Annotated in this window: 15 protein-coding genes; 2 read left to right on the plus strand and 13 right to left on the minus strand. The window is 63.2% G+C overall.

Annotated features, from left to right (window positions below):
- Positions 1 to 12 precede the first annotated feature (12 nt).
- The 12 genes from AAFN88_RS01195 to AAFN88_RS01250 all read right to left on the minus strand — a co-directional run bounded on the left by AAFN88_RS01195 (position 13) and on the right by AAFN88_RS01250 (position 13,569).
- Positions 13 to 1,485, minus strand: a complete 1,473-nt coding sequence (locus AAFN88_RS01195) for an amidohydrolase family protein (protein WP_347517675.1) — start codon at positions 1,483 to 1,485, stop codon at positions 13 to 15.
- A gap of 120 nt (positions 1,486 to 1,605) precedes the next feature.
- Complete coding sequence (locus tag AAFN88_RS01200; protein ID WP_347517676.1) at positions 1,606 to 2,559, minus strand: tripartite tricarboxylate transporter substrate binding protein; 954 nt, start codon at positions 2,557 to 2,559, stop codon at positions 1,606 to 1,608.
- A 1-nt stretch (position 2,560) separates the two neighbouring features.
- Positions 2,561 to 4,099: a tripartite tricarboxylate transporter permease gene (locus tag AAFN88_RS01205; protein ID WP_347517677.1), complete on the minus strand. Its 1,539-nt coding sequence runs from the start codon at positions 4,097 to 4,099 to the stop codon at positions 2,561 to 2,563.
- A gap of 1 nt (position 4,100) precedes the next feature.
- Complete coding sequence (locus AAFN88_RS01210; protein ID WP_347517678.1) at positions 4,101 to 4,595, minus strand: tripartite tricarboxylate transporter TctB family protein; 495 nt, start codon at positions 4,593 to 4,595, stop codon at positions 4,101 to 4,103.
- A gap of 22 nt (positions 4,596 to 4,617) precedes the next feature.
- Positions 4,618 to 6,039 carry a dihydropyrimidinase gene (gene hydA, locus AAFN88_RS01215; RefSeq protein ID WP_347517679.1) on the minus strand — a complete coding sequence of 474 codons (1,422 nt, stop codon included), beginning with the start codon at positions 6,037 to 6,039 and terminating at the stop codon, positions 4,618 to 4,620.
- A gap of 29 nt (positions 6,040 to 6,068) precedes the next feature.
- Complete coding sequence (locus tag AAFN88_RS01220; RefSeq protein ID WP_347517680.1) at positions 6,069 to 6,827, minus strand: aspartate/glutamate racemase family protein; 759 nt, start codon at positions 6,825 to 6,827, stop codon at positions 6,069 to 6,071.
- Positions 6,828 to 6,874: 47 nt separating this feature from the next.
- Positions 6,875 to 8,155, minus strand: a complete 1,281-nt coding sequence (locus AAFN88_RS01225; RefSeq protein ID WP_347517681.1) for a TRAP transporter large permease — start codon at positions 8,153 to 8,155, stop codon at positions 6,875 to 6,877.
- The gene (locus AAFN88_RS01230) at positions 8,155 to 8,643 is read right to left on the minus strand and encodes a TRAP transporter small permease (RefSeq protein WP_347517682.1); all 489 of its coding nucleotides are present in this window, start codon (positions 8,641 to 8,643) and stop codon (positions 8,155 to 8,157) included. The genes AAFN88_RS01225 and AAFN88_RS01230 overlap by 1 nt, the downstream gene beginning before the upstream one ends.
- A 79-nt stretch (positions 8,644 to 8,722) precedes the next feature.
- Positions 8,723 to 9,685 carry a TRAP transporter substrate-binding protein gene (locus tag AAFN88_RS01235; RefSeq protein WP_347517683.1) on the minus strand — a complete coding sequence of 321 codons (963 nt, stop codon included), beginning with the start codon at positions 9,683 to 9,685 and terminating at the stop codon, positions 8,723 to 8,725.
- A gap of 491 nt (positions 9,686 to 10,176) precedes the next feature.
- On the minus strand, positions 10,177 to 11,535 hold the full coding sequence (locus AAFN88_RS01240; RefSeq protein ID WP_347517684.1) for an amidohydrolase family protein: 1,359 nt from the start codon (positions 11,533 to 11,535) through the stop codon (positions 10,177 to 10,179).
- Positions 11,536 to 11,896: 361 nt separating this feature from the next.
- The gene (locus tag AAFN88_RS01245) at positions 11,897 to 12,619 is read right to left on the minus strand and encodes a GntR family transcriptional regulator (RefSeq protein ID WP_347517685.1); all 723 of its coding nucleotides are present in this window, start codon (positions 12,617 to 12,619) and stop codon (positions 11,897 to 11,899) included.
- 197 nt (positions 12,620 to 12,816) lie between these two features.
- A complete protein-coding gene (locus AAFN88_RS01250) occupies positions 12,817 to 13,569 on the minus strand; it encodes an aspartate/glutamate racemase family protein (RefSeq protein ID WP_347517686.1) in 753 nt (250 codons plus the stop codon).
- A 450-nt stretch (positions 13,570 to 14,019) separates the two neighbouring features.
- On the opposite strand from AAFN88_RS01250, the gene AAFN88_RS01255 reads away from it, so the two are divergent.
- A complete protein-coding gene (locus tag AAFN88_RS01255; protein WP_347517687.1) occupies positions 14,020 to 14,694 on the plus strand; it encodes a GntR family transcriptional regulator in 675 nt (224 codons plus the stop codon).
- A gap of 97 nt (positions 14,695 to 14,791) precedes the next feature.
- The gene (locus AAFN88_RS01260) at positions 14,792 to 15,865 is read left to right on the plus strand and encodes a hypothetical protein (protein ID WP_347517688.1); all 1,074 of its coding nucleotides are present in this window, start codon (positions 14,792 to 14,794) and stop codon (positions 15,863 to 15,865) included.
- A 307-nt stretch (positions 15,866 to 16,172) separates the two neighbouring features.
- Here the strand turns inward: AAFN88_RS01260 and AAFN88_RS01265 are convergent, their stop codons facing one another.
- Positions 16,173 to 17,276 carry a cis-3-hydroxy-L-proline dehydratase gene (locus AAFN88_RS01265; protein WP_347517689.1) on the minus strand — a complete coding sequence of 368 codons (1,104 nt, stop codon included), beginning with the start codon at positions 17,274 to 17,276 and terminating at the stop codon, positions 16,173 to 16,175.
- Positions 17,277 to 17,284 lie beyond the last annotated feature (8 nt).

Consider the following 17,284-nt stretch of genomic DNA (forward strand, 5'->3'; position numbering starts at 1 on the left):
GGCGGCTTCCCGTTACCGGATTTTCGCCGGCAGGGTCTCCTCGGGGATCTCCAAAGCCTCGCAGCGGGCGCAGATCCTCTCATAGGCCGCGCGGATCTCGTCGACCTTGGCTTCGGATTCCGCGATCAGGGGAACGAGCGAGCGGTGCCGATCGCCGATCTCCGCGATCAAGGCCGCCTCGTCGACCTTGGTCAGCTTGCCGTCGTAGAGGACCGGTTCGCCGCCAACGTAGACATGTTTCAGTGCCGCGCTGTCCGCCGCGAAGACCAGCTGATGCAGCGGATTGTTGAGCGGCGCAAAGGGGATCGAGGAAAGGTTGTAGACCGCCAGATCGGCGCGGTATCCGGCGGCGACCCGGCCCAGGCGGTCGCCGAGGCCGATGGCCGCAGCGCCGCCGACCGTCCCGGCCCGCCAGGCCTCTCTGGCTCCGACCCAACGCTTCCGGTCGCCGCCGCGCAGCTTGTTGACCAAAGCCGCCATGTTGACCGTCCGCAGCATGTTCAATGTCTCGGTCGACCCGCAGCCGTCCGTCCCCAGGCTGACATTCACACCGGCATCGAGCAAAGCGCGGACCGGAGCAACCCCCGAGCCGAGCTTCAGGTTGCTGGTGGGATTGTGCTGCACGCTGGTTCCCGAGTCGGCCAGAAGCCCGATGTCGCCGGGCGTCAGCCACACGGCATGGATGAGGCTCGTGTCGTTCTTCAGGAATCCCAGGTCGGACAGATGAGCGATCATCGTCTTGCCGTAGAACTCCTGAGCCGTCACGGCCTGCAGGCGGGTCTCATGCACGTGGATCATCGCCGGAAGGCCGAACTCGTCGGCAAGGGCCCGGGTCTTCATCAGGAATTCGTCGCTGCATCGCTGCGGCGCCGAAGGCGCAACGATGTAGCCGACCCGGTTGTCGCGGGGATGGCGCGCCGCGGCGAGTTCGCGGGCGAAGGCCAGAACCTCCTCCGGCGGGGTGGAAGGGCCCGACGCCAGCCTGGCCTGCAGGCCGGGCGGAAACTCTTCCTCCACGAAAGGCATCGCCCGGTAGAAGGGCTTATCGAAAAGGCTGATGCCGACAAGGGACCGGATGCCGATATCTTCGTAGGCCCGAAAGGCCGCCTCGACGTGGTCCGGACGCAGGACCGGACTCACGTTCAGATCGTCGATCAGCGTCGTCGTCCCGCTGCGGAGCGCCTCGACGGCACCGACCATGGTGCGGAGGTATACGTCCCGCGGCGTCAGCGGCAGCGGCTCCGGCGGCCGCATGTAGTTCATCCAGAGTTCGAGCGGCAGGTTGTCGTAACGGCCTTTGTGGAAATGCTCGTGGGAGTGATGATGTCCGTTGATCAGCCCCGGCGTCACCAGGCAGTTCTGCGCATCGACCGCCTCGCCCCGGGGGGCGCGCTCGCCTGACGGGCGAACGTCGGAAATGGTATCGTCGGCAATCTCGATATCGAAGGAGTCGGCGCGTGCATCGACGGCATCGAACTCAAGCAATCGACACCCGATCAGAGTGAAAGTCGGCGGCTGCACCCTTTGTCCCTAACCTCGTTCCTGAAAAAAAAGCGGGCGGAGGGAGAAAAACACCCTCCGCCCAGGATTTTCCACTTCAGGGAGTTATTTTTCAATTTGTGCGTAGAGTTCCTTGAGTTCCTTCTGCTCACGCGCAAGCAGCTCGCCGAACTCCTTATAACCGAGGAAACCAATCCGCGAATTGATCTTTCCGATCAGGCGCCCGAATCCCTCGTCTTCCACCAACTTGGCAAAGCCGTCACTAAGAACCTTGATCTTGTCCTCGGACACACCCTTTTTCACCAGGGCGCCGCGCCAGAAGTGCCACACGATGTCGTAACCGGCTTCCTTGCAGGTCGGGACATCCGGCAGCGTTTCCCAACGCTCCAGGTCCGTCGCGCAGATGGCCTTCACCTTGCCGCCCTTGATGTGCTCGCCGACGACGCTCGGCGCACCGGCATAGGCCATGGTGTTGCCGCCGAGAAGCTGCGCGATGGCAGGCCCGCCGCCGCCGAAGGTGATGCCCTTCATCTTGGTGCCGCTCTTGAGCTTCAGCATTTCGAACGCCACATAGGTGAAGCCGTTGACGTTGTCGGAGCTGTAGACCAGCTTGTCGGGATTCTGCTTGGCGTACTCGACCATGCCCTTGAGGTCGTCGAAGGGCGCATCGTTGGAGGCAACGAAGACGGCTGGCGAATAGTTGATGCGCGCGACCGGAACGAAATCGTCGACATTGTAGGGAAGGTCTTCCACCTGCGGGCGAAGCGAATTGATGGTCGGATCGCCGAACAGGATGGTGTATCCGTCGGCCTCACCCTGCGCGATCTGCGCCGCGGCGACGGCACCGCCGCCGCCGGCCCGGATCACGGAGATCATGGGCTGGCCGAAGTAGGGTTCCGCGACGGTGGTGATGATACCGGCATGCAGGGAGTGCGAGCCGCCCGGCGGATACGGCGTGACGAAGCGGATCGGCTTGTCCGGAAAACTTTCGGCCAAGGCCGGCGCCACCGCGACGCCCGCTAGAAGTGCTCCCAGAACCAAGCTTCCAAGTTTTCGCATTTTAGCCTCCATTGGTTAGTGATTGTGATTCTTCCGCCACCGGTCGACGGGGCGTTTCCTTCGCTTTGCGTTTCTTCCAGGCGGCGTAGCCGGCCAGCACGAACGCGCCGACGAGCAAGGCGAAAATTCCGGCGCTGATGGGACGGCTGACGAAGACCAGGAGGTTGCCGTCCGAGAACGCGAGCGACTGGCGAAGCGCGTTCTCCAGGCCCGGCGCGAGGAGCATCGCGATGACCAGCGGGGGGATCGGTACTCCGGTCTTGCGCATCAGGTACCCGCCGGCGCCACCGGCCACCATGATGATCAGATCGAAGAAGCTGGAATTCACGGCGAAGGCGCCGGCAAAGCACATCACCGTCACCACGGGATACAGCAGCCCACCCGGGATCAGCGCGATCCGCCGCAGGTATCGAATCGCGAAGTAACCGAAGAAGACGAGGAGTATGTTGGTGAAGACCAGCAAGGCAAAAAGCCCATACAGCACGTCGCCGTGCTTCTGGAAAAGCAGCGGCCCCGGCAGCAGGCCCTGCGCCATGAAGGCGCCCAGGAGAACCGCCGTAATGGTGTCGCCGGGGATCCCGAACACCAGCATGGGGATCAGCGCCGCCGGACAGACGGCATTGTTGCCGGCCTCCGCCGCGGCGACGCCTTCGATCGACCCCTTGCCGAACTCCTGCGGTTTCTTCGACCTCTTGCGCGCGAGCCCGTAGGCGATCCAGCAGGAAATTTCCGCACCCAAGCCCGGAAGCGCGCCCAGAGCGATGCCGACTCCCGACGACCTGACAATGGTGCGAAGCGACGACTTGACGTCCTGCCAGGACGCGCCCTTCTCGTTTGCCTCCAGGCCGGCGACATCCAGCTTGCGCACGCCCTGCTCCGCCTGCAGCAGTACTTCACTGAGGGCGAACATCCCGATCAGCAGCGGCACCAGCGACACCCCGCCCATGAGGTCCAAGTTGCCGAAGGTGAACCGCATCTGCCCGGACATGGGGTCGAGGCCGACGATCGCCAGGCCGATCCCCAGCGCGGTACTGATGAGACCCTTGACGAGGCTGTCGCCGCTGACCGCGGCAACCATGGTCAAGGAAAACAGGAACAGCATCGTGAATTCCGGCGAGCTGAACTTCAACGCAATGGTCGCCAGCGGCGCCGCGACGAAGATCAGCACCAATGTCGCCAGCATGTCGCCGATGACGGAGGCGTAGAGGCTCATTTCGAGCGCGCGCCGCGCCTGACCGCGCTTTGCGAGAATATGGCCGTCGATGGCCGTAGCCGCGGCGGCGGCGGTCCCCGGGGTGTTGATCACGATGGCGGGGATCGAGCCGCCGTAGATCGCGCCCTTGTATACGCCGAGCAGGAACGGGATACCGATCGTGGCATCCATGAGGAAGGTGAAGGGCGCCAGAACGGCAACGGCCATGGTCGCGGTCAGACCGGGCAGTCCGCCGACGAGGATGCCCGCCGCGAGACCGGCCAGGGCCGCGCCGATGCTGACCGGATTGGCAATCAGTTCCAGGCCCTGAAGGATCAGATCGAACATCTCAGAACAGCACTCCGTGCGGCAGGAGGATTCTCAGGATGCGCTCGAAGAGCACATAAACGAGGACCGGGAAAACCACCGCGCTTATCACAATGAACTTCTTGTTCTCGTACTGGAGAATGAGGGCCATGACGGCAATCAGGGCGACTGACGACACCATCATGCCCAGCGTTTCGATCGCGAAGAGATAGATCAGGAACAGCGCGAACACGGACAGCGTTCGCCTGAAGTCGGTCGGCGCCGCCGGGTCGTCGGGCACCGGAACGAGGATCCCTTGCGCCACGACCGTCTTGAAGAGCAGCACACCGCCGCAAATCAGCATGAATATCCCGGCGATGGCCGGGAAGAAGGCGCTCGATCCCATATCGGCCACTGCGAGAATGCTCTCCCCCGAGACCTGCGCCGGTATGCTGAACAGGACGAAGGCGCCCGATGCGAGTGCGCAGAGCGCCACCCATACATCGCTGTTTATTCTGGTCCTCGTGCTATCGGGCATTACCGTTTCCCCTGACCGCCGTCTAAGCGACGCGGTTCGCTTTCACGTACTCGGGCCGGTCGCACGGCAGGAAGGCGCCGCGGCCTTTCTGCGCCACGAGGTCGCCGTTCCTACACACCACCTCGCCCCGCGACATCGTCAGAACGGGCCAGCCCGTCAGAACCTTGCCGGCATAGGGCGTATAGTCGACGTTGTGATGCAAAAGGCCATTGGTCAGCGTGACCTCGCGCTTGGGATCCCACGCCACGATGTCGGCATCGGCGCCGACCGCGATGGTGCCTTTACGGGGATACAGGCCGTAGACCCGCGCCGGCTCCGTGGCCGTCAACTGCACAAACCTCTGGAGGTCGATCCGCCCCTTCATCACGCCTTCTGAAAACAACAGCGGCATACGCGTTTCGAGGCCCGGAATGCCATTGGGCACGTGATTGAAGCAGGCATGATCGCCTTTCAGCTTCTTGCCCTTCCGGTCGTCGAACCTGAAGGGCGCGTGATCGGAGGAAAAGACCTGGAAGACGCCGCTCTGAAGCGCTTTCCAGACGGCGTCCTGGTTGGACTTGTCGCGTGGCGGCGGCGAGCAGATGTACTTGGCGCCTTCAAAGCCGTCGAGGTCCAGGTCGTCCGCCGTCAGGAAGAGATACTGGGGGCAGGTCTCCCCCAGAATGCGGGCGCCGCGCGCCTGCCCTTCGCGGATCTGCCGGATCGCTTCCTCCCCGGACACATGCACGATGAGCGCCGGCACGTCGACGATCTCGGCCAAAGTGACCGCCCGGTGCGTCGCCTCGCGCTCGACCGGCGCCGGGCGCGACGCCGCGTGATACTTCGGGCTGGTGCAGCCGGCCGCCACCAACTGTTCGGTCAGCCACTTGATGCAGTCGGAGTTCTCGGCATGTATCATGGTCATGCCGCCCTCGCGTTTGGCGACGGCCAGTACGTCCAGGATGTCCTTGTCGTCCAGCTTCAGGTCGTCGTAGGTCATATAGATCTTGAACGACGTGTAGCCGTCCTCGATAAGCGCCGGAAGCTCCTGGCCCAGGACGCTTTCATTGACGTCCGAGACGATCAGGTGGAAGGCATAGTCGACATAAGCCTTGCCCTTGGCCCGCTCGTGATAGTCCGTCACCGCGGCGCGAAGCGTCTGGCCCTTCATCTGGCAGGCGAAGGGGATGACCGTCGTCGTTCCTCCAAAAGCCGCGGACAGCGTTCCGCTTTCGAAGTCGTCGGCCATTTCGGAACCGTCGCCCATCGGTTGATCGAGATGGCAGTGCGCATCCACGCCGCCGGGCGTCACGATCAGGCCGGTGGCGTCGATCTCGCTGCGCCCCTCGGGCAAGGAGACGCCCAAGGCCGCCACCTTCCCGCCGTCGATGCCGATGTCGCACGACATCGTATCGCCGGCCGTGGCGACGGTTCCATTGCGGATGACGACATCAAATTCCTTCATCGGAGTCGGCCCCTTTCGCCAAAGCCGCGTCAGATCGCGGCTCGCATGCTTTCCGGTGCATCATCACCCAGCTCGAACAACTGGCCCCAACCCTTGATTCGGTTCGTGGGCTCGCCGATCAGGCGCAATCCACTCCAGATTGCCAGCGATACGGTATCGAAGATCGGTATCCCGATTTCCGCTTCGAGTTGCGGCACGATCCGCGCGCCGCGCAGGTTGGTACAGAAGATGGTGATCGCCTGCGGCTTGTCACGGGCGACTTCGCGCACCATCCCGGCAATGGTATCTTCCGAAATCTCTGAGAAAGAGAAGTTGCCGGGATCGTTGAGATGCCGCTCGGATACGCATTCGAAGCCTTCCTTCGCAAAGGTCGAAACCACCCGCTCCTGAATCTCGTCCAGATAGGGTGTCACCAGGCCGATTCGGTCGGCCCCCTGCGCGCGGAAGGCCTGCGCCATGGCGAGGACCGAGGTCGTCGCCGGAATCCCGGTGCTGGCCGTGATCTCGTTACAGAGACGCCTGTCCGAATCGAAACCCAGCCATCCGGCCGAGGTGCCGTTCCAGCAAATGGACTGCACCTTGGCATCGGCCAGCAGCTTGGCGGCGGCGATCATAGGGGCGGTATCGAACTGTTCGAGCGCTTCTTTCCTGGCAGATATCTCCGTCACCTTGAAGCGGCCAAAATGTACGGTGATATCCGGGCAGTCCGAGACGATAGCCGAGGACATTGGCTCCAGGACCGTGTTCGACGACGGCGTGAGCATCCCCAGAAGTTTTCTGCTCTTCATACTCTTACTTATCCTCTTCTAATTCGCCCCAACGGCTGCCTTAAAGACTAGAAACCCAGGAACCGCGGCAATGCCAGCACGAGATCGGGGAAGATCATGCAAAGGGCCAGCACGACGAACTGCCAGATTACATAGGGCCACACGGCGCTGATCAGAGAAGTCATCGGAATTTTGGTGATCCCGCACATGACGAAGAGCAGGACTCCGACCGGCGGGGTCATCATGCCGATGACCAGGTTGTACATGAACAGGAACCCGAAATAGAGCGGGTCGATCGCAAAGCTGAGCGCAACCGGCGCAAAGAGCGGCACAAGCATGATATAGGCCGCATTCGATTCCACCAGCATGCCGACGACGATCAGCAACACCATGACCAACAGGATATAGGTCAGGGGATCGGAGGTGATCGACTGCAGAAGGTCCGAGAGCTGCTGCGGCACGAGGTCGATCGTGAAGACGAAGGTCACCGCCGACGCGAACGCGATGAGCGCCCCCACCATGGAGGCGGTGACGGCGCCGCGGAACAGGCACCCGGGAAGATCGCTGAGCTTGAGGGTGCGCGTAACGAAGAACCCGACGAACACCGAGTAGACCACCGCAATGGCCGCACCTTCGGTCGCCGTGAAGACGCCGATCACGATGCCGCCGACCACCAGGATCGGCATCAGGACGATGATGAACGCCTTGCGACCCTGACTGACCACTTCGCGAAGGCTGAACCGCTTGCCGGTCAGCTCGTAGCCGCGGCGGCGCGAGACGACGGTCGCAATCACCATGAATCCCACGGTCAGAATGATTCCGGGGACGATGCCGGCCATGAAGAGGCCGCCGACGGAGACGCTGGAGCCGGCCATGAGGGCATAGACGATCATGGCGTTGCTCGGCGGAATCACGGGACCCAGGTTCGCGGCCGATGCGACGACCGCGCTGGAATAGTCGTCGTCGTAGTGCTTACGCAGCGCCGGCACCAGGGTGTTGCCCAGCGCGCTGGCGCTGGCCACCGCCGCGCCGCTGACCGACGCTAGGAACATGCCGGAGAGGATCGTCACATGGGCGAGACCGCCATGAACCCGGCCGACGAGCGCATTCGCGAAGTCGATCAGACGATGAATGATCCCCGCCTTGAGCATGACCTCGCCAGCCAGCATGAAAAGGGGAATGGCCATCAGCGGAAAGCTGTCGACGGCATGCATCATGCGCTGGGCGAGCACCGTCAGCTCGATATCCGCGTACCAGAGCGCGCCGAGCGACGCCATACCGAGCGCAAAGGCGAGCGGCATTCCAACCGCTGCGAGCACGCAGAAAAGGATGAGAACTACAGCCGTCATCAGGACACCATTTCGTCGGCGTTTTGTGCCGCGTCCCAGGCGCCGTTGCCGTGCCACGCCAGGTAGACAAGGTGCAGGAACGAGTGCCCGGCGCAGATGACCACCGCCACATAGTAAAGCCCGGCGGAAACCGGCAGGGTCGGCATGAGCTCCGGCCATTTATCCATGGTCGCCTGCCAGCCGATGACGAAGACGAAACCCATCAAGACGGCCGACACCGCGTTGAGGGAGCGCCCCAGCTTGTCCTTGACCGCTTCGTCCAGGTTTCTGACCAGCAGGTCGATACCGACGTGTATACCGAACCGCACGCCGTGCGGAATGGAGAGAAAGATCGACCAGACGAAGAAGAGGCGGGAGAGTTCGTCCGCCGAATCGATCGAGTAGTTGAAGACGTAACGGAACAGCACCTGGATCGACACGATCGACGCCATGCCGCCCATGACGAGCACGATCGCCCAGTGGGACACCCGGTCTATTCGCTCAAGCATACGGCGCAGCATTTTCGGTTTTCTCCGTGGAAGGGTGGGGACGGCCGGGAGGCCGTCCCCCATCCGCAGGCAGCCGCGGTCAACCGGCTTCGGCGGCCTTAACCGATTCCAGAACATCGTCGACGATGGTGCCGCCGACGCGGTCGCGCACCTGGTTGACGATATCCTTGGTCGCCTCACGAAGCGCCTGGCGGGTTTCCAGCGAGATCGGCGTGAAGGTCATGCCGCGCTTGACCAGTTCGTCGCGGCGCTCCAGGTCCTGATCGGCGGCGGTCTTGCGCTGCCAGGCCACGGCTTTGGCCATGGCGTCGCGGATGGCCTGCTGCCACTCCGGCTTCAACTTGTCGAACTTGCGCTTGTTGGCGACGACATTGATGAAGTCGAAGAAATGGCCGCTGTCGGAGAGGTGGGCCTGCACTTCGTCGAAGCGGCGGGTGGCGATGATGTTGTAAGGATTCTCCTGACCGTCCAGAACGCCCTGCTGCAGGGCCGAGTAGACCTCCTTGATGTCCATCGCCGTCGGGTTGGCGCCCACGGCGCGGAAGGACGCGATATGGGTCTCGCTCGGCTGCAAGCGGATCTTGAGGCCCTGGAAGTCATCGATGGTCTTCAAGGGACGGACATTGTTCGTCACGTGGCGGAAGCCGAGTTCCATGTAACCGAGGTTCTCGAAGCCTTTCTCCGCCAGCTTGGCGTCGAAGGTCCGCCCAACCTGGCCGTCCATGACCTTGAACGCGACGTCACGGGAGGAAAACAGGAACGGCAGGTTCACCGCATCCAGTTCCGGCACGGTGCGGGTGAAATAGGCGATGCTGGTGAACACCGCGAAGATGGTGCCCGAGCGGACCTGGTCGACGTTCTCCTGCGCGCCACCCAACTGCATGGCGGGGAAGAGGTCGGCCACCACCTCGCCATTCGTTTGCTTTTCCAGCTCTTCCTTGAAGATCTTCATCGCCCCGGTCGCGGTGTGCTCCAGGGGAAAGTTTCCGGCGATGCGCAGACGTTCCGCCGCCGAGGCTTCGGACACCGCTCCGACAGTCATCGCGCCAGCCGCACACAGCGCCACGGCGCTGACGAATCGAGAGGCTTTTTGCCGCTTTAGAAATCCAAACATCCTGATCTTGTCTCCCTTAGCTTTCCGAATTCAAACTCGAACGGGCCGCACCGCGGGCCTCAGCGGCCCCGGATACGCCCCGTCACAGCGGCCAAGTGGCCGGTGCAATCCGGTTGAGTTGAAGGCAACCGTCAGTCAGGCACACGGCATCCCGAAGCGCGGCGCGGCCCGGCGAAAAACCGGAGCGACCGCGAAGGCCGGGTGACGGATGTGCGTGATTTTCGAAGAACATGACGCAAGCCCCGTAGTGCTGAAGATTTCACGCCGCATCGTTTTGTTCGTACGGCTTGGCCGGCAAGCGATGGCCGACAGGCTCATAATAAGTAATTCATAATTATAAATGCAAGATTAGATTTGTTTCCAATGACTTCTCCCGGATAAACGTATTTAAGTCATTGATAATTAACGGGGTTGACCAGTTAGACTTCATCCCGCGCACGCCGCCAAAGCGCCTGTGCCGCATTCTCGGCATCGCGAATGATCTCGGCCGGATCGACCTTGGTCGGCCTGCCGTCCTCGACCACGATGTCCCCTTCGACGATCACCATCTCGACGTCGCGGCCCTGGCCGGTGTGGACGAGGTTGCCGAGCAGATCCAGCTTCGGCGTCAGGTGCGGCTGCCGGAAATCGAACAGCACCAGGTCGGCGCGCTTGCCGGCCTCGAGCGACCCGATCTCCGAGTCCAGGCCCATCGCTTTCGCGCCGTTCATGGTCGCCATCCGGAAAACCGTCTCCGGTTGCCAGAACTCCGTCACCCGCTGCTCCTTCAGGCGTCCGACGCAGAGGGCCCAGCGCATCACCTCGACCATGTCGGCATGCATATTGTCGGTCGCGAGCGTCAGGTTCGCCCCCGCCCGGCGCAGCTCGGTCGTCGGCGCCATGGTGCCGCCCGTCGCGTTGCCCTTGGCGATGTTGATGGCGTTGACGCCGGCGGCGCCGATCCGCCTGATATCGGCGTCGTCCACAAAAATGCAGTGCGCGGCGAGAAGGCGGTCGTCCAGGAGCCCGATATCCTCCAGAAATTCAGGCGGACGCATCCCTTCGCGCTCCAGAATGCGCTCCACCTCGATACCGCTTTGCGACAGATGGGAGGTGACGCGAAGCCCCTTTTCATCACGCAGGTCGCGGATCGCGCACAGAAGCTCGCGCGAGCAGGTATCGGGCGCATGTGCGGCCAATTGGACACCCATCCGCCCGTTGTCGGCTCCGTGATACTTCTCGGCGAGATCGACCGCCAAGCCGAGAGTCCGTTCGCCGATCTTGGGATCGACCTCCCAGATCTGCTCGTGCACCCGCGAGAAATCGACGTCATGTATCCGGCCGCAGGCATAGACCCGCAATCCGACCCCCGCCATGGCCGGCAAGGTCAGGTCCTGATGCACGTAGGTGTCGTTGATGAGCGTGGAGCCGAACATCATGGCTTCCAGCGCGCCCAGGCGGCCGAGCGCCACGGCTTCATCGGGCGTCACGTCATGGCCGTGCGGCACGCCCGGCGTATAGGCGGGGGCAAACCCCATGTCTTCGGCAACGCCACGGACCATCGACAAGATGGCATGGGTATGGACATTGATGAAGCCGGGCGTCGCGACGCGGCCCGGCAGCGAAATCGTCCGCGCGGCCACTGCCTCCGCCGCAAGTCCGCCGACCGGCCCGAGAGCGGCCAGCCGCCCGCCCTTGACGGCCAGATAGCCTTCGCGGATCACGGACTGATCGCGGTCGCCGGTCAGAATATCCACATCCCGGATGACGAGATCGTACTGTTCCTGCCTGTCCGCCACGTCGACGCCTCCCCGATGTCCGGGCGCCGTGCCGGCGCCTGTCTTATCTTTTCTGCGCCACCAATAGCAGGCCAGGTTCATTATAATCAATAATATTTAATTATAAAAATCGTAACATGATATTATTAAACGATATTATTGACCAGAACACCAACTCCGGGGACGAAGGAGTCAGGACGACACGGCGCCGCGAAGACACGGTCCGGAGTTCCGGCCATCGATCGGGGCGCGCGCGCCGCGCCGCGGGAAGCCTCCACGGACGCCTTTCCAAGGAAAGCGGGCGCATAAAAAAAGCGGCCCCCGCAGCCGCTTGACCTAAGCCGATCGGGCCGCCCTCCCCGATCAGGCGGCGATAGGGTCCCTACGGTTCGGCCGGAGAGATGCTGCTGTCCGAATGATGGCCGAGAATGTCCACCACGAACTTCGCCGTCAGTTCGCTGTGCTCCTTCATGCGCTCCGCGAGAAGCCTTCCGTTCCTCTTCCGCAGGGCCTCCATGATGCCCTCGTGCTCTCTCGCCGATTCGTCCCAGCGAAACTGGTCCAGGTTGGCGACGGAGCGGCCGCGCATAATTTTCCTGGAATAGGTCTCGTAGGTGCTCTCGAGGACGGGATTGCGGGCCAGGCTGGCCAGGCGGTAGTGGATTTTCTGGTTCTGCCGGAAATACGCCGTCCGATTTCCGTCGCTGTGGGCCGCCATCATCTTGGCGTGCATCTTGTCGAGCTCGGCAATGTCGGCCTCGGTCGCGCGCTCGACAATCAACTCGCCGATCAGCGCCTCCAACGACGCCATGACCTCGAACACCGCCGAGATTTCCTCGACGCTGACTTCCGAGACCATGCTGCCACGGCGCGGCAGGAGCACGACAAGCCCCTCCGAGGCCAAGACCTTGAGCGCCTCGCGGAGCGGCGTCCGGGACACCCCCAGTTGCTCGCAAATGGCCACTTCGGGAATCCGTGTCCCCGGCGCGAGCTCGCCTTCCAGGATCATATCGCGCACGGTGGCGACCAATTCGTCGTGCAGCGACGGTCGGCCCTTGAAGCTCCCGTTTCGGCCAGCCCCCCTGACCATCGGCTTTGATTTCATTTCGACAGGCTTCCTCCGATAGGACAGCCTCTTATCACGACACAATCGGAAATATCTAGCTGATTATCGCATTTCTTGCGGACGCTGGTCCCGCCGGTCCGCCCCCGGAAAGCCCGCCGCCGAGCTGCCGGGTTCCGGCGCCCCCGGCCAGAGAACCCGGCCTTCACGGAACCGCGATGGGCCGGCGGTCCAGCCTTCTAAGAAACATCCTGGTGGGCCAGCCGCGCCGAGAGGGACGCGCTCAATCCGAGAGAGCTTTTCGCCACGGGCCGCCGGAAGTTTCCGGCCGCCGCCTTGCGGAACTTCAGCGTCACCAGCAGCTCCATCTGCTTGATCGCCGCCTCGGCGCAGTCGACCAGGGGGACCGGGACCCGGTCGCGGATGCGCGACGCCAGGAGGGCGAGAGGCGCGCCGGCCAGGACCACCACGTCCGCCCCGTCTTCCGATACCGCCGTGTTGGCGAGTTCGGCAAGCAGGTCTTCCTTTTCCTCGCTGACGTCGTCGATCGATTTGAAGGGCTTGTCGAGCGCCCGGATGCTGACGCAGCGGCTCGAGAATTTGTGCCAATCGACGCATTCCTGGTACCAGGATCCGAGCGATGTCGCGAAAGTGACGATACTGAAGTTGCGGCCAAGCATCGTTGCCGTGGCCATGCCCGCTTCGGCCAGCCCGACGACGGGAATGTCGAACAGCTCCCTCGCGCCGCCCAGACCCGGGTCGCCGAAGGCCGCGATGATCGCGCCGTCAGCCTGCGTGCTTTCCTCGGAAAGAATTTCCAGCACGGCATGGCCGCCGACGATTTCCTCGGCCCTTGTGGAAATGTAAGGAACGCCCTTGGACGCGGTCACAGGTACGATTTCCGTACCGGGAGCGGCGACGTTGGCGGCGGCGGCGTGGAGGCGCGCCGTAACGCCGCTGCTGGTGTTCGGATTGATCAACAGAATTCTCAAGGCATCGCCTCCACCACCGGATTGTCGTTATGCCGCCGGGTCGCGGCGGCCCCTGCCCCCAGAGTGAGGACCGCGGCGTCATCGGCCTGCGCCGCTCGCTCTGCCGAGCCCCCTTGCGGCGCCCGGTCGAACGGATTCGAACCGGCCGGCCCGGGCCGACGCCGGCGAGCGCCTCGATCGCCTTGCGCTGCGGGGGCACTGCGGCTTATGGAGACCGGGGCGGCGATGCGTCGCTCCTTCCGGCGGGATTCGGGCCGGCGGCAAGCTTGATAATTCATAATTATGAATTTATAATGACGCAATTCAAATTTGGTGCTCACACCATAATTTGCGAGCGCAGTTAATCCCACCGGCCGTCAGCAATTGCGTGCCCGGTTGAAAACTCGAGAGCCAAGAATGCCCCCTAGCCCGCGGTCCCGGACCCCCGGCTCGCGCCGGACCATCCGTCGGATGTCCCTGCACGACGAGACGGTTGCCGTCCTGCGTGAGATGATCGTGGACCGGTCGCTGCCCCCCGGCCAGCGCATCGACGAGCCCTCGCTCTGTGCCGAACTGGGGATTTCGCGCACCCCCTTGCGCGAGGCGATCAAGGTTCTGGCGTCGGAAGGGCTGCTGAAGCTGATGCCCAGCTTGGGCGCGGTGGTCACGGACATCACCATCGAAGACGTGCAGGCAATCTTCGAGATGATGGAAGGCCTGGAAACCCAAGTCGGGAGACTGGCCGCGGCCCGCGCCACCGGCGCTCAGATCGAAGAACTGCAGGACCTGCACCGCAGAATGCTGGCCATGCATTGCGACGGGCTCAGAAAAGACTACTTTGATCTGAACCAGAAGATCCACCTGAAGCTCGCAATCTACACAGGAAACCGCTTCCTGGCGGCCGACTACGAGCGTTATCATGGCAAGATCCGGCGCGCCCGCTATACCGCCAACTTCTCGCAGTCGCGGTGGGACGAGTCGGCGAAGGAACACGAGGAGATCATGACCGCCCTCGCCCAGCGCGACGGCGAGAGGTTGAGCGAGTTGCTCCGTGACCACCTTCACGAAACCAGCACGATCGTCATTCAGGCGATCCGGGAAGAATACCGCATCGCCAAAGGTGCCGATGCGGCCGACGCCAGTTGAATCCACATCGACGAGGTTCATGGGCGTCCTGTCATAAACAACGAGACCGAACCGGCGCCTCGGCGCCGCGCAGACTTAATGGGTTGGGAGAGTTTTGATGGCTTCAGCCAGTTACAACGTACTTATCCTCGGCGCTTCCTATGGTTCTCTGTTGGCGACGAAGCTGTCGCTGGCAGGGCACAACGCCACGCTTGTGTGCCTTCCGGAAGAAGCCGAACTGATCAACGCCGAGGGCACCAGAGTGCGGATGCCGGTGAAGGGCCGCGAAGGCCTTGTCGAGATCGACTCGCGCAACTTGCCGGGCAAGCTGAACGCGGCGACGACCGACCAGGTCGATCCCGCCGACTACGACCTGATGGCCCTGGCAATGCAGGAGCCGCAATACCGCGCCGACGGACCGCGGGGCCTGCTCGCCGCCGCGGCGAAGGCGAAAGTTCCCTGCCTGTCCATCATGAACATGCCGCCCAAGACCTTCCTCGCGCGCATTCCGGGGCTGGATACCGAGGCGCTGCGGGAGTGCTACACCGATGCCAGCATCTGGGATGCCTTGGATCCGTCGCTCATGACCCTGGTCAGCCCCGACCCTCAGGCCTTTCGGCCGCCCGAGGAGTCCCTCAACGTGCTGCAGGTCAGCCTGCCGACGAACTTCAAGGCGGCGCCCTTCGAATCCGAACAGCACACCAGGATGCTGCGCGACATCGAGGCGAGCATCGACGCGATCCGCTTCGATACCGAGGACGGCAAGGTGGAATTGCCGGTCAAGCTGCGCGTGCATGACTCCCTCTATGTCCCCCTGGCGAAGTGGGCGATGCTGCTTACCGGCAACTATCGCTGCGTCGGCCCGGACAGCGTGCGCCCGATCCGCGAGGCGGTGCACGGCGACGTGGAGACGTCGCGCAAGGTCTTCGACTGGGTCTGCAATCTCTGCGTCGAACTGGGGGCCGCGCCGGAAGATCTCGTGCCTTTCGAGAAGTACGCCAATGCCGCCAAGGGGCTTGCCAAGCCGTCGTCGGTCGCGCGCGCCCTCGATGCGGGGGCCCGGGACGTCGAGCGCGTCGACAAGCTGATCCACATCCTGGCCAAGCAACGGGGCCTGCAGCTTGCGGAGGTCGACGAGATCGTCGCCACGGTCGATGCCCGCTTGCGCGCGAATCGCGCAGGCACCGCCTAATCGTGTGACCCCGATCGATCTCAAAGGTGTAGAGCAGAGTCACAGGGCCGGCGGATCGCCTTGGGCGATTCCAGCCGGCCCAGATCTGCTCTAGGCGAGGGCCCGGAAAGCGGCCGGCGTTCTCCGAGCCGCACAACCGGAGGCGCCTGAGCGGACCTTAAGCATCCGCTGACGCCGGACTCCTCCCGGAAGCGAACTTGGGTACCGTTGGCGTGAGACCGCCAGCGGCACCGCTTCAAAACATCCCGCCGTCGCCCAAGCGGCAATCCCGGACGGCGCCGCAAAGAGGAACGCCTGCGGGATCGACCTAGCTGAACACCATGACCGGTTCGCCAACGGCCTCCGGAATCAGATCGATGCCGAGGCCGGGCCGGCCGGGCGCCTGCATGAAGCCGTCTACCCGCCTGGGTGCGTTCTCGGCGAGATCATGCGTCACATAGCTGTTGAAGTCAGTCGACGTCAGGCGGTTGCCGGAGGGCGTCGAATGGGCGAGATGGGCGATGGACGCGGTGACGATGTCGCCGCCCCAGGTATCTTCAATGGTCAAGGCGATGCCGAGCGGACAGAGCAGATCCCGGACGAGCCGCGCCTTGGTCAGGCCGCCCAGTTTGCTGATCTTGATGTTCACCGCATCCATGGCGCGGTCGGCAACCGCGCGGAGCACCATCTCCAGGCTGTCGATATTTTCATCGAGCACGAACGGCAGGTCCGTATGCTCGCGAACGCTGAGGCATTCCTCATAGGTTTCGCAGGGCTGCTCGATGTAGACATCGAGCTTCCTGACCGCCGAGACGACGCGCTTTGCGGCATGCAGCTTCCAGCCGGTGTTGGCGTCGGCGACCAGAACGTCGCTGGAATCGAGCATGTCGCGGACCGCGTGGATACGCTCGATATCGGTGTCCGGATCGCCGCCGACCTTGAGCTGGAAACAGGTATAGCCTTCGTCTTTGTAGCCTTTGACCTTCCTGGCCATGATCTCGGGGTCTTCCTGCGAGATCGCCCGATACAGGCGAACGGCCTCGCCGTCGCGGCCGCCGAGCAGCGAAACGACCGGGCGGCCGGCCGACTTGCCGAGGATATCCCAGCAGGCCACGTCGATCGCGGACTTGACGTAGGGGTGTCCCTTCAGCAGGGCGTCCATCTTGCGCGACATGACCGAAACCTGGGTCGGATCGTCGCCGATGAGCTGCGGCGCCAGTTCCTTGATGCCGGTCCTGACGCCGGCGGCGTAGGACGGCAAATAGACCGGGCCAAGCGGGCAGGACTCTCCGATTCCGCTGAGCCCCTCGTCGGTCTCGATGAGGACGACCGTCGAGTCGAAAGTCTGGACGGACTTGCCGCCCGACCAGTTGTACTGACCCTCGTGCAGCGGCAGGTCGACCTGGTAAACCTTGATAGTCTTGATCTTCATAATCGCTT

This window comes from Pelagibius sp. CAU 1746, assembly GCF_039839785.1.
In the GTDB taxonomy this organism is placed as follows: domain Bacteria; phylum Pseudomonadota; class Alphaproteobacteria; order Kiloniellales; family Kiloniellaceae; genus Pelagibius.